This window comes from Streptomyces hygroscopicus subsp. hygroscopicus, from assembly GCF_030269125.1.
GTDB lineage: Bacteria > Actinomycetota > Actinomycetes > Streptomycetales > Streptomycetaceae > Streptomyces > Streptomyces hygroscopicus_C.
The window spans coordinates 1-16945 of sequence record NZ_BSSM01000031.1; the positions used below are offsets into that span (position 1 = coordinate 1).

Consider the following 16945-nt stretch of genomic DNA (forward strand, 5'->3'; position numbering starts at 1 on the left):
AGGGCGACGGCGTTCACCACGCCATGCTCGGCATCTCCCGCCTCCACAACCTCACCCTCGCAGGTTGAGCGACGAACGCCACAGGTCAGCAAGCAGATCCAAGGTCAATTACGGGACATCGCTTAGGTTCGCCCGACAGCTTGCCGCTCACAACTTCTTCCAGGAGAAAGTGGCTGCTAGTAATTCCCGTAAGGCATACTTCGATATTGCAGTCAAGGTGCTGGCGCTCGAATCCGAGGGCTTCGAAATGCGCCTGCGCTATGAGGACTTGAAGGAATTCGCCGAGTCTCACGTTGCGTTTTCTGAAAATTCACCGATCGCAGGCCGCCTGTCTGGAACACTTGACTACTTGGACCGCGTGTTTGCGGGCAAAAGCACCTTCCTACGGAATCGGAGCACCATTCAGTCCCTGATCACGCTCGCCGCGAATATTGTCGATACGGGACGCGCTAATGGCACGGAGGAGCGTTTCAGAGGATTCGTCGAAAAATTCGGTGCGGAGCTAGCTCATCAAAACGAGCTAGGGACTCGTGCAACGGATGGCTCTTACCTGGATTATCAGCGCACGTTGTCTGCGAATGTGAAAGCCGGGCCGCGGATCCGTCACGAAATCCTGATGCGTAAGCTGCTTCTATCCGACCCGTCATGGATTGATATCTTTGGCACCCAAGAAGGTGTTTCAGGGGTTCGGGAAGAGATCGATCGACTCGGGCAGCGTGTCGCATCTCTGGTATCGCTCAGAAACGAGGAGCATTCAGCGAAGACAGGGAAGGACTTCATTAAGCTGACCAATAGGACGGTGGCGGCTCTTTCAGGAATTCGTGAGCCAGTAGAGAACTTCGAAGGCTACTCGAAGATGATCGGTGACCTGTACTTCACGCTGCGGGAAGGACCTGGGCAACGCCTAGAGCAGATCCCCTCGTCGTTTGAGGACGTTAACCTCCTTCGGACAGGTCTCCAGCATGATGTAGATCACGGTAAAGCTGGCGATGTAGCAAAGAAGAGAGTCAAGATCGGCGCTGCATTCGCTAAGTATGCATCGGGGGATACGTCACCCCACGCGCTCGCTCCTGAGAGGTTCCAGTTTGTGCAGGCTGCGTTGCTCCAAGCTATTGTCGAAGATCTTGAAAAACTTTCATTTTGACATCACATCTCGACTGGTCTAACTGGAAGTGACCTATGCCTGAGCACGTCCTGCACCCGGGGCTGCAAGTCATAGATGCCCTTGCCAAGCTCGGTGAGTGTCTCGGCTATGAGGTGGAGCGAGAACGTCGCGTAGGCGGAAAAGGTGCAGCAGTCGATTTGGCGTGGTACGCCGCAGGCGACAGGTGGATGCCTCTGATGATATTTGAGGTAGAGAGCAAAGCCAGCTCCGGCATGGCAAACAATGCCATGAAAGTCCTGTCCCGAGACGTCGATGACTTCGTTAAACCGCTGTTCCTGTTTCATGTCGTACTTAAAGGAAGTGCAACTAATGAACGGATTGCCAACCTGCGTCGCCAGTGGGGCTCACACAACTACCGTGTCTACACGCTAGAGTTAGAGGGGGAAATTCAGCGTCTTGTAGTCGACGTCCTTTCGCAGCATCGACGCGTGACGAAGAGCATCGACTTGGAGAGCGTTAGCGCAACGCTCAATGGGGGTGCATGGGAAGCAGTTGACAAGCTTTCTGTACTTTCCAAGCTGCAGAGTCTCAAGTATTCTGCGAACTACCTGGGCGGACTCGCGCGCATTGGCTTGCGGAATCCTTCACTGGCACCCCTCTATATGGATTCCCTAGAGTGTATTCACATTGCTGGGCGCGATGTGGCCGGCCGATACGGGGGCTTCATCGGGGATTATATTCCTGGTCTGTTGGAGATCTCGATGCTCATATCCTGTGGGCGACTCCCTGACCGTCACGGGCCTGGGAAGCTGGAGGAGTGGCAGGAGAGGTCCGGTTACGGGATGCGCACCATCGGACCCTATTTTGGACTGAGCCGAGACTACGACTCCTTCGTGCTAGGCGTGGCTCCCTACGTCTACGGCATGGCTGGCATGCTGCTTCGAGAGCATCCGGAGTCTTATCGCTGGCTGACAAAAGATCTGCATTCGATTGTCATGCAGGAGTACCGTCAGCAAATGTGCGAACCGGCCACGCTTCCCGGTGCTGTCTGGCTTCTGCATATTTCTGCTAGTGGTCCGTCCCTTTTTCCCGCAGAAAATGGCGCTGATTCCGTTTTTGAGACTGTCTTCGAGTCTTCGCGTGCGCTGATAAATGGTGGCGGTGGAATCCCTGTCGAGATTCTAGACTCCCCGCCGGACTATGTGGACGTGCATGACGGACATGTCATGGGTGAGTGGCTGGGGCGTCTGGAAGGTGAGCGAATCGAAGTGCCGCACCTACGGAATTTCAATGAGCGCTACCTCGACGGCAATGATTGCGCGGAAATGGGACGCGAGTATGCCTTGAAATCGGCCATGGAAATGCTGATGGCAGATGATTGGCGCTGTAGGTCAGTAGACGTTTTTATCCGTGCGCTTCGAAAGTCACCTCGGTAAACGGGTGCGCGGCACAACGCGGTCGGCGGAACGGCTTTGGGGTGGCGCTGCTTTGGCGCGAGTGATCATGGCCCCGTAAGCTTCCGGCGCGTCGGGCAGTCTGTGGACCTGCCCGGTAAAGCACGACGTTGGGGCCATGATCTTCGAGGCTCGCGCCAAAGTGGCTCCGTAAAGCCGTGGAGCCGACCGCCCCAGCCACGACGTACCCCTTCTCTGGCATCAGGTGGCTGCATGCTCTGAGCGCGGCACGGGCGCCGGCCGGGCTGGAGCGGGACGGAGGCAGGAGCGCAGGCCCGGCCGGGGGCCGGGCCGCGCGCGGCGAGCGGAGCGAGCCGCCTTGAACCCGTAAAGAAGGTTGTAACTCAGTCGTCGGCAGGGATGCGCCACAAGGGCGCCGCGTACTGTTCTGGGCAGCTGCTGATGAGGAGTTGGCGCAGCTCACCGCGGTGAGAGCCGCTGAGGTTCAGGGCCTCGGTGATGTGGCGGAAGGTGGTGTGGGTGACTCCGCGGGCTCGGGCCTCACGCTGGAACTGGTCGAGCCGGGACAGTACGTCGTCGGGGTCGAGCTTCGTCGGTGGCTGCTCGGTGAGCCATGCCGCCTTGTTGCGTTCATAGTCGATTTCTGAGAAGCCGCAGATCTCGCGACTGCACGCCTCGGCCTCGTCCAGGGCGGCCGTCGTCATGATGGCGCGGGCCAGGTTGTTGCGGCTCACGGCTTCGTCCAAGTCGACTTCGTGGACCGTAGGCCCCTCGTCGGTGAGGGGTACGGCGAAGCCGGCGTCCCGGATTTCGCAGATGCCGCGGGCTCCTCGGGCCGTCGCCGCGAGCATCGCTGTGGCCTCTGAGGGGTGCCACTCCAGGATGCTGCCGACCGACTCTACGTCCCGCGCCGTGAAGCTGAGCACGAGGGGGCCGAAAAGGGGGCGCAGGTCATCGGGTGAGACTTCACCGTCCAGTCCCGGGCCTGCCACCAGCAGGCGGATGGGGGCGTTGACCTGACAGCACGCGGCGAGGGTGAGGGCGTCGGCGAGCGGGCTCTTGAGCGTGGGCTCGTCGCCGTGGGCGAGGATGTCGCCGCCTACGTCCAGCAGATCGATTGACGCGGGGGCCAGGTGGTCGACCAGCTCTTCGAGCTGGCGTGTGACGCCCTCGGCGCCGTGGTGGGGGTCGAGCAGGACAAAGGTGTGCGAGAGCTCTGCCGCGAGTCGGGGGAGTGTGGAGCCTGCCGGTGCGATCGGCTCGGCCGTGGCCGGCACCGACCAGACGGAGCGAGTGACCGGCTCGAGCCCCGTGAAGTTGTCCGCTCCTCGCGGGCCCGGGATCGGGTCGATCAGGAGACGGTCCCAGGCGTAGGTGAGGATCACCGCCTGGTCGTCGTCGCCGTACAGGGCGGCGTGAAGCATTGCGGCGGCGACTGCGTCGCCACCTCCTCCTGCTGCGACGATCAACCGCGTCATGTGCTCAACATTACGGGCTGAGGGCCTAGCCACTCACCCTATAGTGGCCAGAGGCCATAGCCACTTGGACGAGGAGGGCACATGCCGCAGATCGAGGAGGCTCAACCGAAGTGTCTCCAGATCGCCCACTACATCCGCGATCAGATCCTTCGAGGCGACCTACGGGCAGGGGACGAGGTTCCCTCGGAACGGCAGCTGGCGGCCGACTGGAAGGTGTCCCGGCCCACGGCGGCCCGGTCGCTGGAGGCGTTGAGTCATCAGGGGCTCGTCGAGAAGCGCCAGGGTTCGGGTACCTACGTGCGTAGTCTCGAAGTGAACCGGCGGGCGCGGGAGTTGTACGGCCGTGCGCGTCAGACCGGGAAGATCTACACACCCGGCGAGTACGCGGTCATCACGTCCGCCGGCTGGATGGACGCGCCCGATCACGTCGCCGAGGCCCTGGGGCTGACGAGGGACCGTCGGGCAGTGCACCGCCGGCGGGTGACCAACAACCAGGACGGTCCCATCACGCTGTCCACCTCGTGGTTCGCGCCTGACGTCGGTCAGCGTGCGCCCAAGCTCATGGAGCCTGAGCGCATTCAGGAGGGAACGCTGATGTACGTCGAGACGATGACAGGGCGCAAGGGCAGTTACGCCGAGGACCGTATGTGCGCTCGGACTGCCACCGACGAGGAGGCTTCGGACCTGCAACTGGACGCTGGTTCGGCTGTGTTGGTCGTCCACCATGTGGTCTATGACCTCCAGGACCGGCCGCTGGAGTTCGCCGAGGCCACCTACCCGCCGCGCCGCTGGGCGTTCGAGCAGGGTTACCCCCTCACCTGATTGCAGGTCACTTCGCACGAACGGCTTGCGCGGCCAAAGTGGCTAATGCCACCATCCAGTAAGTGGCTAAGGCCACTTACGGAAAGGGGGCACGGCGTGACGAGTCAGCGGCCGGATCAGGGCACGCGCTTAGCTTGCCGGGGATGCCGGGGGCGCGGCTGGAAACGCGTCGGTTCGCGCACGGCGGTGGCTGTGGCCACGGCCGATGACCGGACTCGTGCCACATCGAAGCGGCGCTGCCTCGACTGCGATGGCAGCGGCAAGGAGTGAGCGCGGATGACCTACATGCTCGACCGCTATCCCTGTGAGGACTCGCCGCGGCTGGGGGCGATGTCCTTGCAGTCGACTCCGGAGTCCGTACCCAGGGCTCGGCGCTGGTTCCGCAAGTTCATCGCCCCGTACAACCCGCTCTGCTCGGTGGACGACTGCACGCTGATGATCTCGGAGCTGGTGACCAACGCGATCCGCTACGGACGGTCGGACGAGGAGTGGCTCGTACGTGTGGAGTGGTTCCGGCAGGGGGCCTCGCTGCGGGTGGAGGTGCACAACCCCGGATTCCCGGCGAATGTGCGTCTCCGCCGGCCGGACGCGGACGACGCGCACGGGCGCGGCCTGCTCCTGGTCGACTCCATCGCCGAGTCCTGGCACTCCGGACCGAGCCGCTTCGGAGGAACGGTCGTCTCCTTCGTGATGGCCGATGCCTGGCCTTCATGAGCCAGACCTGCCCCACTTCTACTGCCGCACGGACATAGTCGCTAGTCTGGTTGACTGGTTGACTTGGCCAATCTCGACAGGCGGCGGCGTTCATGGCGTATGAAGTGGAGGCACCCAAGTACGTGCGCCTCGCGCAGACGATCCAACGTCGTATCGAGGACGGCACGTACGCGCCTGGCACACGGGTTCCCAGTGAGAATCAATTGGTGCAGGCGTTCGGGATGTCTCGTCCCACGGTCGTGCGAGCGCTGGAGCTGCTGAAGCGGGACGGCTGGCTGGAGTCCCGGCAGGGCTACGGGACGATCGTGCGCGGACGTCCCGCGGTCGTCGAGAGTAAGGATCGGCGCGGTCTCGACGCCCTGACGCGCGACGAGTCGCAGACCCATGGGCGCCTGGTCGACGTCGGTGAAGTGGCAGTCCCGCCGCGTGTGGCCTCGGCTCTTGGGCTGCCCAAGAGTGCCAAGGTGCTCCGTCGTCGGCTCCTGGTCGAAGAGGGCGGCGAAGCGGTCGAGCTGGTCTCGTCGTATTTCCCCGCCGGCCTGGTCGACGGGACCGATCTGGCCGGCGGTGACACGTTGGCGTCCGGCGTGCGGGAGCACCTGGAGACGCGTAAGAAGGTTCGCTTCGACCATGTCACGGAGCGGGTGTCCGCCCGGCTGCCCGACGCTGCCGAAGCTGAGTTGCTGGGACTCCCGGACGGCGTCCCCGTCCTGAGCGTCCTTGTCATCGCCTGCGATGCCTCCGGCCAGGCACTGCAGGTCTCTGACGTGCTCCTGCCTGCCGATGGGCAGGAACTGGAAAACACCTACCGCTTGAACTGAGCTGCCTGACGGCCCCTCAATTCGCCCTCACAATCAGCTTGACAAGTCAACTTGGCATCCCTAACTTCGAACTTGCTAAGTCAACTTGTCAGGTGGCAGTTGACCGACTCAGAAGGAGACACCTCTGTGCGTGTGATCCGCGTTGACGCCTCGACCGCAACGATCCTGCTGACCGAAGCGCCGGCACCGAAGGTGCGTGACCGGCAGACCGGTGAAATCGCCAAGGACGCCGTGAGTGGTGAGGCCCTGATGACCGTCGGCGTCGTCTACATCGACGAGGGCGAGTCGTCGCTGATCCAGGTCACCATCCCCGCAAGCGGGGTGTCGGAGGGGCTGACCGTCGGCGCTCCGGTCGCCCTGCCGGGGTTGGTGGCCCGGCCCTGGGAAAGCGTGTTCAACGGGCAGCAGCGGCACGGCATCGCCTACCGGGCCACTGCCGTTGCCCCCGGTGCCTTCCCGATGGCTCAGGCGGGCTGATCGTCGTGACGGACGTGGTGACGGTGGCCGAGCTGGGTGGGTCGCTCGCCGCGATAGGCGGTGCGGCCTACGTCCGGCACGCTCACCCTGCGGCGTACTGGTCCACGGTCGGGCTGCCGCTGTCGGTGGCCCGCCTGCTGGCCTCGTACTCCTCGACCATGAATGCCTGCGGCCTGACCGTCGAGCCGCCGCGGTGGCGGGCCCTGGCCGTCCGGGCCACCACCCGGCGGGAGATCCGGCCGGTCCCGCCCCGCCGGGGGCTCATCCGGCCCACATCGACCGGCCTGCGCATGCGACTGCGCCTGGCTCCCGGACAGGAGCCGGCGGACGTGGCGGCCTCGGCCGAACGGCTTCGGCACGCCTGGGGCGTCCACGCCGTGCACGTCCGGGACATCAAGCCCGGAGTCGTCGAACTGAGGCTCGTCGGCTTTGACGTCCTCCGGAAGGTACGGATGCCCCGCGGCCGTACAGGCCCAGGACTGCTCCAAGTGCCGGTGGCCCTGCGGGAGGACGCGACTCCGTACGTCCGTGACTACCGCGCCGTACCGCATGAACTGGTCCTCGGCGCCACGCTCTCGGGCAAGTCCATGTACCTGCGGAACCTGCTCGCCGGACTGGCCACTCAGCCGGTCGTCCTGGTCGGCATCGACTGCAAGCGCGGTGTCGAACTGGCGCCGTTCGCCGCCCGACTGTCGGCGCTGGCGACCGACCCTGACCAGGCGGCCGAGCTGCTGCCGGTGCTCGTGAAGGAAATGGAGGACCGATACGACCTGATCAAGGCCCGGCAGGGCATCGCCCCGGGCACCCCGGACGAACTGATCACCTCCGACATCTGGGGACTGCCAGACACTGACCGTCCGGCGCCCATCGTGCTGTTCGTCGACGAGGTGGCAGAACTCTTCCTCGTCGCCACGCGGAAGGAAGAGGAACGGCGCGACGAGATGGTGACCCATCTCATCCGTCTCGCCCAACTCGGCCGCGCGGCCGGTATCTACCTGGAGGTCTGCGGACAGCGCTTCGGCGCCGAGCTGGGCAAGGGCGCGACCATGCTCCGCGCACAGCTCACCGGCCGCGTCTGCCACCGGGTCAATGATGAGGCGTCGGCCAAGATGGCGCTCGGGGACATCGCGCCGGAAGCCGTCTGGGCCGTGTGCTCGATCGCCTCCGAGCGGCCCGGCCTGGCCGTCGTCGGCGACACCTCAGGCGGCTGGTCCCGTATCCGCACCCCGAACCTTTCCCTCGCCGACGCTGCGGCCACCTGCCGCGCTGCAGCACACTGCGCCCCCGACGTACCGGCCCTCTCGCCCTTCCGGCCCTCCTCACCGCCCGTGCAACTGGGGAAGTCCGCCGAATCGCCGAGTTGCCCTCATCCGGTCACCGAGTAACCACACTTCCACCTCCATGGCCGGCGCGGCCGTCACGCGCCAAGTCCTTACCCCGTCATGCCCAACGGAAGGAAGCACCGCCATGTGCCCCGACTGCGAGGACTTCACCCGGACCGTCTTCTTACTGGGCCAACTCGCCCTCTACGCCGAAGCGTCGGATGCCGACGAGGAGTTCGTCGAAGCCGTGGCTCCGTCCCTGGCCGTGTCCCTTCCGGAGCCGCCGCCCGGCGTCTTGCCGCTCGGCTATGACCCCGACGGCGGCCCGAACTACCCCAGCGAGTCGTCCTGATGGCTCGGCCCGCCGCTCTCCGCGTGGACGCGGTCCTGGTCCAAGCCGTCATCGCCGGGGCCCTGTCCTTCGCCCACCTGCACGACCTCGCCGCCGCTGCGGGACAGTCCGGGTGGAAGGCGTGGGCCTACCCCGTCTCCGTCGACCTGCTCCTCGTCGCCGCCTGGCACCGACTCCGCAACGGCGGATCGAAGTCGGCCGCTTGGTGCTGGTTCGTCATCGCCCTGACTGCCTCCCTCGGCGCGAACGTCGCGACCGCCGGCCTCCTCGACCTGGACGACGTACCGCCCTGGCTGCGCATCCTCGTCGCCGGATGGCCCGCGGTCGCCTTCCTCGGCGGAACCCTGCTCGCTCACGGCTCACGCACACAGGCACCTGAGCCGTCACCGGAACCGGTCCCGGTGGACAACGGCGACCCCAGGGCTTCGGACTCGGCTCCCAAGTTGCCCCCGGCCTCCGTCTCCGCCCCTGCTCCCGCGCCCGTTCCCCCTGCACTCGTCGCTCTCGCTCGCAAGGTGGCCGACGAACACCGGGCCCGGACCGGGACAGCCATCGACACCTCGACCCTGCGGGCCCGCCTCGGCGTACCGCTCCCGCTCGCCGAAGCCATCACCACCCACCACCTCACCTGACCCGGAGGACATCCCACCGTGCGTCCGTCCACGCTCCGCACGCTCAACCGCGCCGCCGAGCTGACCCGTCAGAACCGCCTCACCGAAGCAATGCTCATCGCCGAACCCGTGATCCTCACCGCCGACGAGTACGAGGGCGAGGAGATCCGGCGGTGGCTGCTCGACCACGTCACCGACTTCACCGGCGAGAACCACCAGGACGTCAAGGAGCTGCCCTGATGCCCGCGAACCCGCGCTTTCGCCGCGTCGTCCGCATCGGCCCCGTGCAGGTCGCCACGTACTACGACGGCCGGGGCCGCGAGAAGCACACCGCGGCCTGCACCGCCCCGCGCTGTGGCTTCTCCTCCGACTACGACAGCCGCAGCGCCGCTGAACTCGCCGCCCGTACCCACCGCTGTGGCGTCCGCTGAGGGAGCTTCCGTGACCGTCTCGCTGCCGCTCGTCCTGGTCCTGGGCCTCATCGCCTGGGGCGCGATCAAGTTCCTCGGCGTCCGCGTCTGGATCGTCGTCGTGATCGCGCTGTTCGGCTTCCTGCTCTCGAAGACCTTTCTCGCCCCGGCCATCGACTCCGGCACCCGCTCCGGTGTCGACGTCGTTAACGGCACCCACCACTGACAAGGAGATACGCCGTGCTCCGCCCCAAGCTGCCCGACGTCCCGACCCTGCCCACGTCGAACACCGTCAGCCCCCAGCACACCCACGCCCCGGCGCCCTCGGCCGGCCGCACCCCCGCCCCCTGGGTGGGCGCAGTCGCCGCGGTGGCCGTTGTCGGCGTCGTGCTCACCGCGCTCCTGGCGGCGGTGGCCGTCTCGGCCGTGTCCGTGGCCATCGCCGCCGTGGTGCTGCGCTCCCTCGTCAACGGCGCGCACAAGCGCTGACCGGCCGCCGGGGCGGCAACAAGCCGCCAAGCATCCCGCCACCCCGGGGCCGCCCCTCCCGACCACTGATACAGCCGAAAGGAACTCCCATCATCACCCGGCAGACTCCGCCCCCGCTGGCGGAACTCTCCATGCTGGCCTCGCTGGGCAACCTGCCCGAGCTGGCCCGCCAACTGTCCGGCCTGGGCGGCTGCACCCGCCCCGTACGACTCGACGGCCACCGCACCGAATACGAGATCGACACCACGACCGGCGAAATCGGCCGCACCCTGCACCACCTGGACTCCGCCGCCCTCCCGGCCGGCCAGCTCCTCGTCCGCTGCAACAACCGCCGGGCAACCCGGTGCGCGGCCTGCGCCGAGACCTACCGACGCGACACCTACCACCTGATCACCGCCGGCCTGCGCGGCGGCAAGGGCACCCCGGAACGGGTCGCCACACACCCGCGCATCTTCGCCACCTTCACCGCCCCCAGCTTCGGCCCGGTCCACAACCGGCCCTCCAGCGGTCGCCGCTGCCGCTGCGGCATCCGCCATGACGACCAGGACCCTGCGCTGGGCACGCCCCTCGACCCGGACACCTACGACTACGAGGCGGCTGTGCTCTGGAACGCGCACGCCGGTGCCCTCTGGCAGCGCTTCTCGATCTACCTTCGCCGGGAGGTCGCCAAGCGTGCCGGCCTGACCCAACGGGCCTTCCGCGACCATGCGCGCGTCTCCTTCGCGAAGGTGGCCGAGTACCAGAAGCGTGGCGCCGTCCATTTCCACGCGGTCATCCGCCTCGACGGTCCGGAGGGCGGAGCGACGGCACCCCCGGCCTGGGCGACGGCCGAGCTGCTGACCGACGCCATCCGCGCTGCCGCCGCTGCCGCCCGGGTCGACGGCCCGGCGGTCGACGGCCGGTCGCACGCCTTCGTCTTCGGCCGCCAACTCGACGTCCGCCCGATCCGCTCGGCCGACTTCGGCGGCGGCCAGGACCTGACCGAACGGGCCGTGGCGTCGTACGTCGCCAAGTACGCCACCAAAGGCGCCGAGACGGCGACCGGCACTCTTGACCGGCCGCTGCGCTTCCTCGCTGAGCTGGCGCAAGCGCGGATCACCGAACACGCCCGGCGTATGATCCGCACCGCCTGGACCCTGGGCGCTCGTCCCGAGCTGGCGGACCTCCGCCTGCGGGCATGGGCCCACATGCTCGGCTTCCGCGGCCACTTTTCCACCAAGTCCCGCCGCTACTCCACCACGCTCGGCGCCCTCCGCGACGCGCGCGCCGACTGGCGCCGCGCCCAAGCGACTCCGCTCGTCCCGCAGGACGGCGAAACCACGCTCGTCCTCGCGCACTGGGTCTTTGCCGGCACCGGTCTGGCCCGCGCCGAAGCCTGGCTTGCCGCATCCCTCGAACCCGCTCCCGGAACGGAAGGAGAGCCGACATGGACGCCCGCCGCGACGAACTGATGACTGTTCGCCAAGTCCTGGACGAGCTGGGTGGCGTTTCTCGACGGACGTTCTACCGCTGGCGCGAACTGGGACAGGGGCCGGCCGCATTCAAGCTCCCCAACGGTGAGCTTCGGGTCTGGCGCAGTGATTTCACCTCGTGGCTACGGCAATTGGAGGAGGCGGCGTGAAGTCTCTCGACGTCAAGGTCTGGGGCGTACGCAAGCGGGACACCAAGACGCCCTCGTACGGCGTCCGCTGGTCCGTGGCGGGCAACGTCTTCTCTGACTCGTTCCGTACCAAGGCGCTCGCTGATCACTACCGAGCGAAGCTCATGAGTGCCATGCGGGGCGGCGAAGAGTTCGACACGGAGACTGGTCTTCCGGCCTCGATGGAAGAGAAGAAGTCGCCATTGTCCTGGTACGACTTCGCCCTCAGGTATCTCGCAATGAAGTGGCCGCACGCTGCACCCAATACGCGAGACGGCATCAACGAATCTCTGACCAGCGTGACCATGGAACTGCTCGCGGAGCGCGCAGGGCGGCCGTCCGACGAGGAGATCCGCAAGGCCTTACGCAATTGGGCCTTCGTTCTGCCAGGGCCCGACGACCGGGAAGTCCCGGACAACGTCCGGAACGTTCTGCACTGGGTGGCGAACGCTTCCCGGCCGCTCGCAGACCTCGCTGAACCGGCAACGGCTCGCGCGGTGCTCGACGGGCTGAAGCTCAAGCTCGACGGCACCGCGGCAGCTGCCGAGACCGTGCGGCGGAAGCGGCGGACCCTCGTCAACGCTGCGAACTACGCGATCGACCTGGGGGAGCTGCGAGAGAATCCGATCACGGCGGTTCGTTGGCAGAAGCCGAAGGTCTCGAACCAGGTCGATCCGCGTGTTGTCGCCAACCCGGAACAGGCCCGCAATCTCCTGGCGGCAGTGTCCTACGTCGGCGGCTACCGGCGTGCTCGCGGTCGGCGTCTCGTCGGGCTGTTCGCGGCGATGTACTTCGGTGGCCTCCGGCCCGCTGAGGCGGTCGGCCTGGTCGAGACTGACCTCGTCCTCCCTGAGCAGGGCTGGGGATCGGCGCTGCTCCACCGGACCCGTCCTTCGGTCGGCAAGCAGTGGACGGACTCGGGGGAGACCCACGACGACCGCGGGCTCAAGAATCGACCGACTGAGGACGTTCGGCGTGTGCCCATCCCGCCCCAGCTCGTCACCGTGCTGCGCGAGCACCTGGCCACGTTCGGCACGGCGGAAGACGGGCGGCTCTTCTTCAGCGAGAAGGGCTCGGTCGTCCCGTCCTCGACCTACTACCGCGTGTGGCAGGAGGCTCGACTCCTGGCGCTCCCGCCGGCCGTCGCAGCCTCGCCGCTCGCGAGCAGGCCGTACGACCTTCGGCACTCGGCGCTGTCGACGTGGCTCAATGCCGGAGTGGATCCCACCGAGGTTGCCGAGCGCGCGGGCAACAGTGTTGAGGTCCTGTTGACCCGCTACGCGAAGTGCCTCGACGGACGGCAGGACGTCGCCAACCGGCGCATCGAGGATTTGCTTCGTGAGTACGAATGACGGTCACCTGTACCTGCCCGAGACCCCTGACGTCCTGTCCAGCAGGGTGGCGGCTCGATGAGCACTTGGGGAGCGCTGCGACGACTATCCGGGCGAAGCTGATAACAGGAACCCGCACTACCCCCTCGCCGGCTTGCATCTCGGACACGGGGACAGGTTGGCACGCAGGGCTCGGTAAAGGGTGATCTGGTCCGGGTTATTAGTGGGGCTGCAGGGCTCATTTAGGCCCAAGTGGTAGATGGTGCCTCGCCCATGCGGGCCACTGGGCCTATCCCACCACTGCGACGCGACCACCTGCGTGTCGAGTTGATTCAACTCCTGCTTTACCTTTGCAAGTTCGGCCAGAAGTTGCTGCTGTCGGGCATTGAGGCGGATACGCGCGGCAGTCTCGGTTTCCATCAGTCGTTCGGTCCCTTCATCGTGGTCCGCTCACGCATGTAGCGTTTTGGGCCTGAACGTATACCCGGAACATGACCGTCCGGCAGATTGTGGTGTGACTGAGTACTGACCGCCCGTTCCGCACCCAATGGGCCCGTAAGCGAGTCGTGCCGCCCGCTCTGGGCCTCGTGTTCAACATGGGCGCGGGCAGCGCTGACACCGACGGAACAACGGTGTCGGTCAGCATCCTTTGGTGTAGGGGTAGCGCGAGCAGTACCCGCCTGACGGAGGCTGAGGCGGGTCGTCGAGACCGGCCAACCATGTGGCGAATATCAGCGCGCCCATCCACAGTGACAGACAGGCACACACACGCATCGAAAGCGGAAGCGCATCCCACCGCTGGCGCCGCGTGCTCACCTTCCGTCGATGCTCGACCCATCCCGGGGCGGCCTGGCTCCCTCTCTTGCGCCCAAGGTCGGCCTGGTCCGCGAGCCGCCACCCTTCCCGATCCCGCGCGCGTTCTGCCTTCTCCCTGGCTCGTTCTACCTTCTCCTTGGCCCGCTCCCGTTCCCTTTCCCGATCTTCGGGGGTGCGCCACCTCTGGACTATTCCACCGGGCATCTGTCTGCTTACGCCCGCTGGCGGATGCCCGGCCGAACGTGCGTGCCTGCGTACGGCTGCACCGGTCGTTTCCCCCTCGTTCTGGGGTGCCGGTTTGCCGCACTTCTCACACGTCCATGTGCCCATTCGTGATCCCCCTCGTCACGGCCCTGGTACTCATCCTGCGTGCAGGTCATGCGCGTGCGGTGCCGAGGGTAGCCAGTGCCGCCGGCCGCCCGCGTGAAGTAGCCGGTCTGGCCACTCTCGTCGGGCGCCCGGGTAGTGCTCCAGATGGTGGTGTGCGTGCGGGACCGCCTACCTCTGGGCCCGCGCGGCATGTCCGGACACACGACCGTTCCGCCCCGGTATCAGCGTGAGGCGGGGCAGAAGGTGGTGCGATAGGAGTGGCGAGGCGATCAGGCTTGGCCCGCAATGGATCGAGGTTCAAGGTCGTCGCAGTCGTAGGGTGTCACCTGCGGCGATGCTTCAAGATCCCGTCCACGCCTCGTCCACAGACCTCGACATACGCCCGCTCCGAGCGGCACACGCCTGCACAAACACAAAGACCCCGCACTCAGCGTTTCCGCTGGTCACGGGGTCTTTCGGCACCTCATACAGGGTGCCCCCGGCAGGATTCGAACCTGCGCACACGGCTCCGGAGGCCGTTGCTCTATCCCCTGAGCTACGGGGGCGTGTCGGTTGTGGAGCGTTGTGCTCGCTGCGACGGGTAGAACATTAGCAGGTCCGGCGGGGTGATCAGGAACCCGTTTCCGGGGAGGGGTCCCCTGTAGGGGGTGGAAGTGGGGAAAACCCGGACGCGGTGGCTCGGGCGGACCTACTCTCGAGTTGTGTCGGGCGCGTCGGGTCGGGTGCTTGTTGTCGACGACAACAAGGTCATCCGGCAGCTGATCAGGGTCAATCTCGAGCTGGAAGGGCTCGAGGTCGTGACCGCGGCCGATGGTGCCGAGTGTCTGGACGTGGTGCACCAAGTGCGGCCCGATCTCGTGACGCTCGACGTCGTCATGCCGCGGCTGGACGGGCTGCGCACCGCCGCCCGGCTCCGTGCCGATCCCCGGACGAACCATCTGCCCCTCGCCATCATCAGCGCCTGCACCCAGTACGAGGTCGAGACCGGCCTCGACGTCGGCGTCGACGCCTTCCTCTCCAAACCCTTCGAACCCGCCGAGCTCGTGCGCCTCGTCAAGCAGTTGATCCAGGGTCGAGCCGGGCGTGGGGGAGAGGGAGCGGGAGAGGGCGGGGCAGGGGGAGACGGAGGAGGGGGACACGGGGGAGATGGGGATCGTGGGGGAGACGATGACGACGGGCTGGCGGACGGGGTCGCCGGTGGGGTTTCCATCGGCTGAGTGGTCTCACCGCTTCCCACGGCCCCACCGCTTCCCACGGCCCGCCGGTCGGCCGGGCTCCGGGGTCCACGGGTTTCCCTTGGCGTGAGCGGTCTGGGTGCTCCGCGTCCCGCGTCGGTCGGTCCGCTCCGAAGGTGCGTTCGCGCCGGGTGGGCAAGCTCCCGTGTTCCGCGTCCCCGCGCCTGAGGGTCGGGCTCCGGTAGATGTGTCTGCGTCGGGTGGAAGCTCCCGTGTTCGGAGTCCCGCGCCGGGGGCCGGGCTCCAGTGGGTGTGTCCGCGTCGGGTCGGCAGGCCCCCGTGCTCCACGTCCCGCACCTCCAAGAGGCATGTCCGCGTCGAGTGAGCAAGCCCACGTGCTCCGCGTCCCGCGCCTGTCGTCAGGGCTTCCAGCGGGGCCGCGAGGCGGCGACGTAGCGTCCGCCGAACCACTCGCCCGTCTCACCAGGGAAACCTGCTCGCCTCCCCACCCCCCTCCTCCCCTACCCTTGTCCCGTGACCCCCGTCGAGCTGTCCCGCACCGTCCTGCACGCGGTGCGTCGTGCTGTGGACGAGGGGGAGCTGGACGTGGTGGTTCCCGAGCGGGTCGTCGTCACGGAGCCCGGGGGCGGGGGGTGCGGGGAGTACGCCACCAACGTCGCGCTCCAGCTCGCCCGCGCGGCCGGGAAGCCGCCGCTCGAGGTCGCCGGGATTCTGCGGCCCCGGCTCGTCGCGGCGGACGGTGTCGAGGACGTCGTCGTCACCGGGCCCGGGTTCCTCAACTTCCTGCTCGACCGGCGGGTCGATCCGCTCCAGGCGCTCGTCCGGGAGATCCGCGAGCGTGGTGAGCGGTACGGGCACGGGGACGCCCTCGCCGGACAGGTCGTCGCGTTGCGGGTGCCGTACGAGGTGCGGGCCGAGGTCGTCGCCGACGCCGTCGTACGGATCGTCGCCACTCAGGGTGGGCGGGCCACCGTGGAGCATGGTGAACCGGTCGGTCTGCGGCCCGTGCCCGCTCCCGAGGACCCCGCGCCGCTCGGGCCTGACGCCGCCCGCTGGGCCCTGCTCCACCCGGCCCCGCACGACCGGCCCCGCATCACCGCCGACCATCTCCTCCAGCGGGAGAGCAACCCGCTGTTCCGGGTGCGATACGCCCACGCGCGCGTCCGGTCCCTCAGCCGCAACGCCGCCCGCCTGGGCTTCACCGCCGAGCCGGGCCCCCTCGACGCCGACACCGGCCTCTTCGCGCCGGCCAATGCCGATCCCGGTCCCGGTCCCGGTCCCTTCGCCCCGGCCGGCGACGACCCCCGCCTCCTGGCCCCGGCCGGCGACGACACCGCCCTCCTCACCCCGGCCCCGGGCGCTAACCGCCCCCTCCCGGCGGACAGTGCCGGTCCCGCCGCCCTGGCCCCGGCCGGCGACGACACCGCCCTCCTCGCGCCCGCCAGCGAGTTCGTCCTCCTTGCGCCGGCCGGCGACGAGATCGCCCTCCGCGCCCAGGCCCCCGCCCCCCTCGCCCCGACCCGCACCCGCACCGCCACCGCCGTACTCCCCACCGCCGCACCCGCCACCGCCGCACCCCACCCCGGCGACACCCCCCGACGCCCCCCGGCTCCCCAC

The 16945-nt window shown here is 67.3% G+C and carries 19 protein-coding genes and 1 tRNA gene; 18 read left to right on the top strand and 2 right to left on the bottom strand.

The genetic code is table 11. The features are described from left to right. Positions 1 to 64: 64 nt before the first annotated feature. Positions 65 to 1144, top strand: coding sequence for a hypothetical protein (locus QSK45_RS37640; RefSeq protein ID WP_285563461.1), 1080 nt, complete (start codon positions 65 to 67; stop codon positions 1142 to 1144). 35 nt (positions 1145 to 1179) lie between these two features. After that, positions 1180 to 2541, top strand: coding sequence for a hypothetical protein (locus QSK45_RS37645; RefSeq protein ID WP_285563462.1), 1362 nt, complete (start codon positions 1180 to 1182; stop codon positions 2539 to 2541). 362 nt (positions 2542 to 2903) lie between these two features. On the opposite strand, the gene QSK45_RS37650 is transcribed toward QSK45_RS37645, so the two are convergent. After that, entirely contained in the window at positions 2904 to 3998 is a 1095-nt protein-coding gene (locus QSK45_RS37650; protein ID WP_285563463.1) for a DUF1152 domain-containing protein, read from the bottom strand. Positions 3999 to 4079: 81 nt separating this feature from the next. Here QSK45_RS37650 and QSK45_RS37655 point away from each other — a divergent pair, with 81 nt between their 5' ends. The 14 genes from QSK45_RS37655 (at position 4080) to QSK45_RS37720 (ending at position 13007) form a co-directional block, all read left to right on the top strand. After that, positions 4080 to 4820, top strand: a complete 741-nt coding sequence (locus QSK45_RS37655) for a GntR family transcriptional regulator (RefSeq protein WP_285563464.1) — start codon at positions 4080 to 4082, stop codon at positions 4818 to 4820. Positions 4821 to 5096: 276 nt separating this feature from the next. Further along, a complete protein-coding gene (locus QSK45_RS37660) occupies positions 5097 to 5534 on the top strand; it encodes an ATP-binding protein (protein WP_285563465.1) in 438 nt (145 codons plus the stop codon). Between the two features lie 92 nt (positions 5535 to 5626). Beyond that, positions 5627 to 6355, top strand: coding sequence for a GntR family transcriptional regulator (locus QSK45_RS37665; RefSeq protein WP_285563466.1), 729 nt, complete (start codon positions 5627 to 5629; stop codon positions 6353 to 6355). Positions 6356 to 6481: 126 nt separating this feature from the next. Further along, the gene (locus QSK45_RS37670; protein WP_285563467.1) at positions 6482 to 6832 is read left to right on the top strand and encodes an SCO3933 family regulatory protein; all 351 of its coding nucleotides are present in this window, start codon (positions 6482 to 6484) and stop codon (positions 6830 to 6832) included. A gap of 5 nt (positions 6833 to 6837) precedes the next feature. Then, positions 6838 to 8217, top strand: coding sequence for an FtsK/SpoIIIE domain-containing protein (locus tag QSK45_RS37675; protein ID WP_285563468.1), 1380 nt, complete (start codon positions 6838 to 6840; stop codon positions 8215 to 8217). Between the two features lie 82 nt (positions 8218 to 8299). After that, positions 8300 to 8506, top strand: a complete 207-nt coding sequence (locus QSK45_RS37680; protein ID WP_285563469.1) for a hypothetical protein — start codon at positions 8300 to 8302, stop codon at positions 8504 to 8506. After that, positions 8506 to 9138 (top strand): DUF2637 domain-containing protein, encoded by a 633-nt coding sequence (locus tag QSK45_RS37685; protein WP_285563470.1) that lies wholly within the window; start codon positions 8506 to 8508, stop codon positions 9136 to 9138. Before QSK45_RS37680 ends, QSK45_RS37685 begins: the two co-directional genes overlap by 1 nt. 18 nt (positions 9139 to 9156) lie before the next feature. Then, on the top strand, positions 9157 to 9357 hold the full coding sequence (locus QSK45_RS37690) for a hypothetical protein (RefSeq protein WP_285563471.1): 201 nt from the start codon (positions 9157 to 9159) through the stop codon (positions 9355 to 9357). Next, a complete protein-coding gene (locus QSK45_RS37695) occupies positions 9357 to 9548 on the top strand; it encodes a mobile element transfer protein (protein WP_285563472.1) in 192 nt (63 codons plus the stop codon). The genes QSK45_RS37690 and QSK45_RS37695 overlap by 1 nt, the downstream gene beginning before the upstream one ends. 10 nt (positions 9549 to 9558) lie before the next feature. Then, complete coding sequence (locus QSK45_RS37700; RefSeq protein ID WP_285563473.1) at positions 9559 to 9753, top strand: hypothetical protein; 195 nt, start codon at positions 9559 to 9561, stop codon at positions 9751 to 9753. Between the two features lie 14 nt (positions 9754 to 9767). Then, positions 9768 to 10016, top strand: coding sequence for a SpdD protein (locus tag QSK45_RS37705; protein ID WP_285563474.1), 249 nt, complete (start codon positions 9768 to 9770; stop codon positions 10014 to 10016). Positions 10017 to 10147: 131 nt separating this feature from the next. Beyond that, the gene (locus QSK45_RS37710) at positions 10148 to 11467 is read left to right on the top strand and encodes a replication initiator (protein WP_285563475.1); all 1320 of its coding nucleotides are present in this window, start codon (positions 10148 to 10150) and stop codon (positions 11465 to 11467) included. Further along, positions 11443 to 11637 (top strand): helix-turn-helix transcriptional regulator, encoded by a 195-nt coding sequence (locus tag QSK45_RS37715; protein WP_285563476.1) that lies wholly within the window; start codon positions 11443 to 11445, stop codon positions 11635 to 11637. Before QSK45_RS37710 ends, QSK45_RS37715 begins: the two co-directional genes overlap by 25 nt. Next, positions 11634 to 13007: a tyrosine-type recombinase/integrase gene (locus QSK45_RS37720; RefSeq protein WP_285563477.1), complete on the top strand. Its 1374-nt coding sequence runs from the start codon at positions 11634 to 11636 to the stop codon at positions 13005 to 13007. The genes QSK45_RS37715 and QSK45_RS37720 overlap by 4 nt, the downstream gene beginning before the upstream one ends. 1598 nt (positions 13008 to 14605) lie before the next feature. On the opposite strand, the gene QSK45_RS37725 is transcribed toward QSK45_RS37720, so the two are convergent. Further along, positions 14606 to 14677: transfer RNA gene (locus QSK45_RS37725), tRNA-Arg, on the bottom strand. Positions 14678 to 14785: 108 nt separating this feature from the next. Between QSK45_RS37725 and QSK45_RS37730 the strand changes: the two genes are divergently transcribed. Beyond that, positions 14786 to 15349, top strand: a complete 564-nt coding sequence (locus QSK45_RS37730; protein ID WP_395484916.1) for a response regulator — start codon at positions 14786 to 14788, stop codon at positions 15347 to 15349. Positions 15350 to 15841: 492 nt separating this feature from the next. Further along, positions 15842 to 16945 (top strand): hypothetical protein (locus tag QSK45_RS37735; protein ID WP_285563479.1); only part of this gene is annotated, 1104 nt, incomplete at its 3' end.

Coding starts and splice junctions, on each gene's coding strand:
- QSK45_RS37645 (WP_285563462.1), top strand. CDS start 1,180: ATGCCTGAGCACGTCCTGCACCCGGGGCTGCAAGTCATAGATGCCCTT.
- QSK45_RS37650 (WP_285563463.1), bottom strand. CDS start 3,998: ATGACGCGGTTGATCGTCGCAGCAGGAGGAGGTGGCGACGCAGTCGCC.
- QSK45_RS37655 (WP_285563464.1), top strand. CDS start 4,080: ATGCCGCAGATCGAGGAGGCTCAACCGAAGTGTCTCCAGATCGCCCAC.
- QSK45_RS37660 (WP_285563465.1), top strand. CDS start 5,097: ATGACCTACATGCTCGACCGCTATCCCTGTGAGGACTCGCCGCGGCTG.
- QSK45_RS37665 (WP_285563466.1), top strand. CDS start 5,627: ATGGCGTATGAAGTGGAGGCACCCAAGTACGTGCGCCTCGCGCAGACG.
- QSK45_RS37680 (WP_285563469.1), top strand. CDS start 8,300: ATGTGCCCCGACTGCGAGGACTTCACCCGGACCGTCTTCTTACTGGGC.
- QSK45_RS37685 (WP_285563470.1), top strand. CDS start 8,506: ATGGCTCGGCCCGCCGCTCTCCGCGTGGACGCGGTCCTGGTCCAAGCC.
- QSK45_RS37695 (WP_285563472.1), top strand. CDS start 9,357: ATGCCCGCGAACCCGCGCTTTCGCCGCGTCGTCCGCATCGGCCCCGTG.
- QSK45_RS37710 (WP_285563475.1), top strand. CDS start 10,148: ATGCTGGCCTCGCTGGGCAACCTGCCCGAGCTGGCCCGCCAACTGTCC.
- QSK45_RS37715 (WP_285563476.1), top strand. CDS start 11,443: ATGGACGCCCGCCGCGACGAACTGATGACTGTTCGCCAAGTCCTGGAC.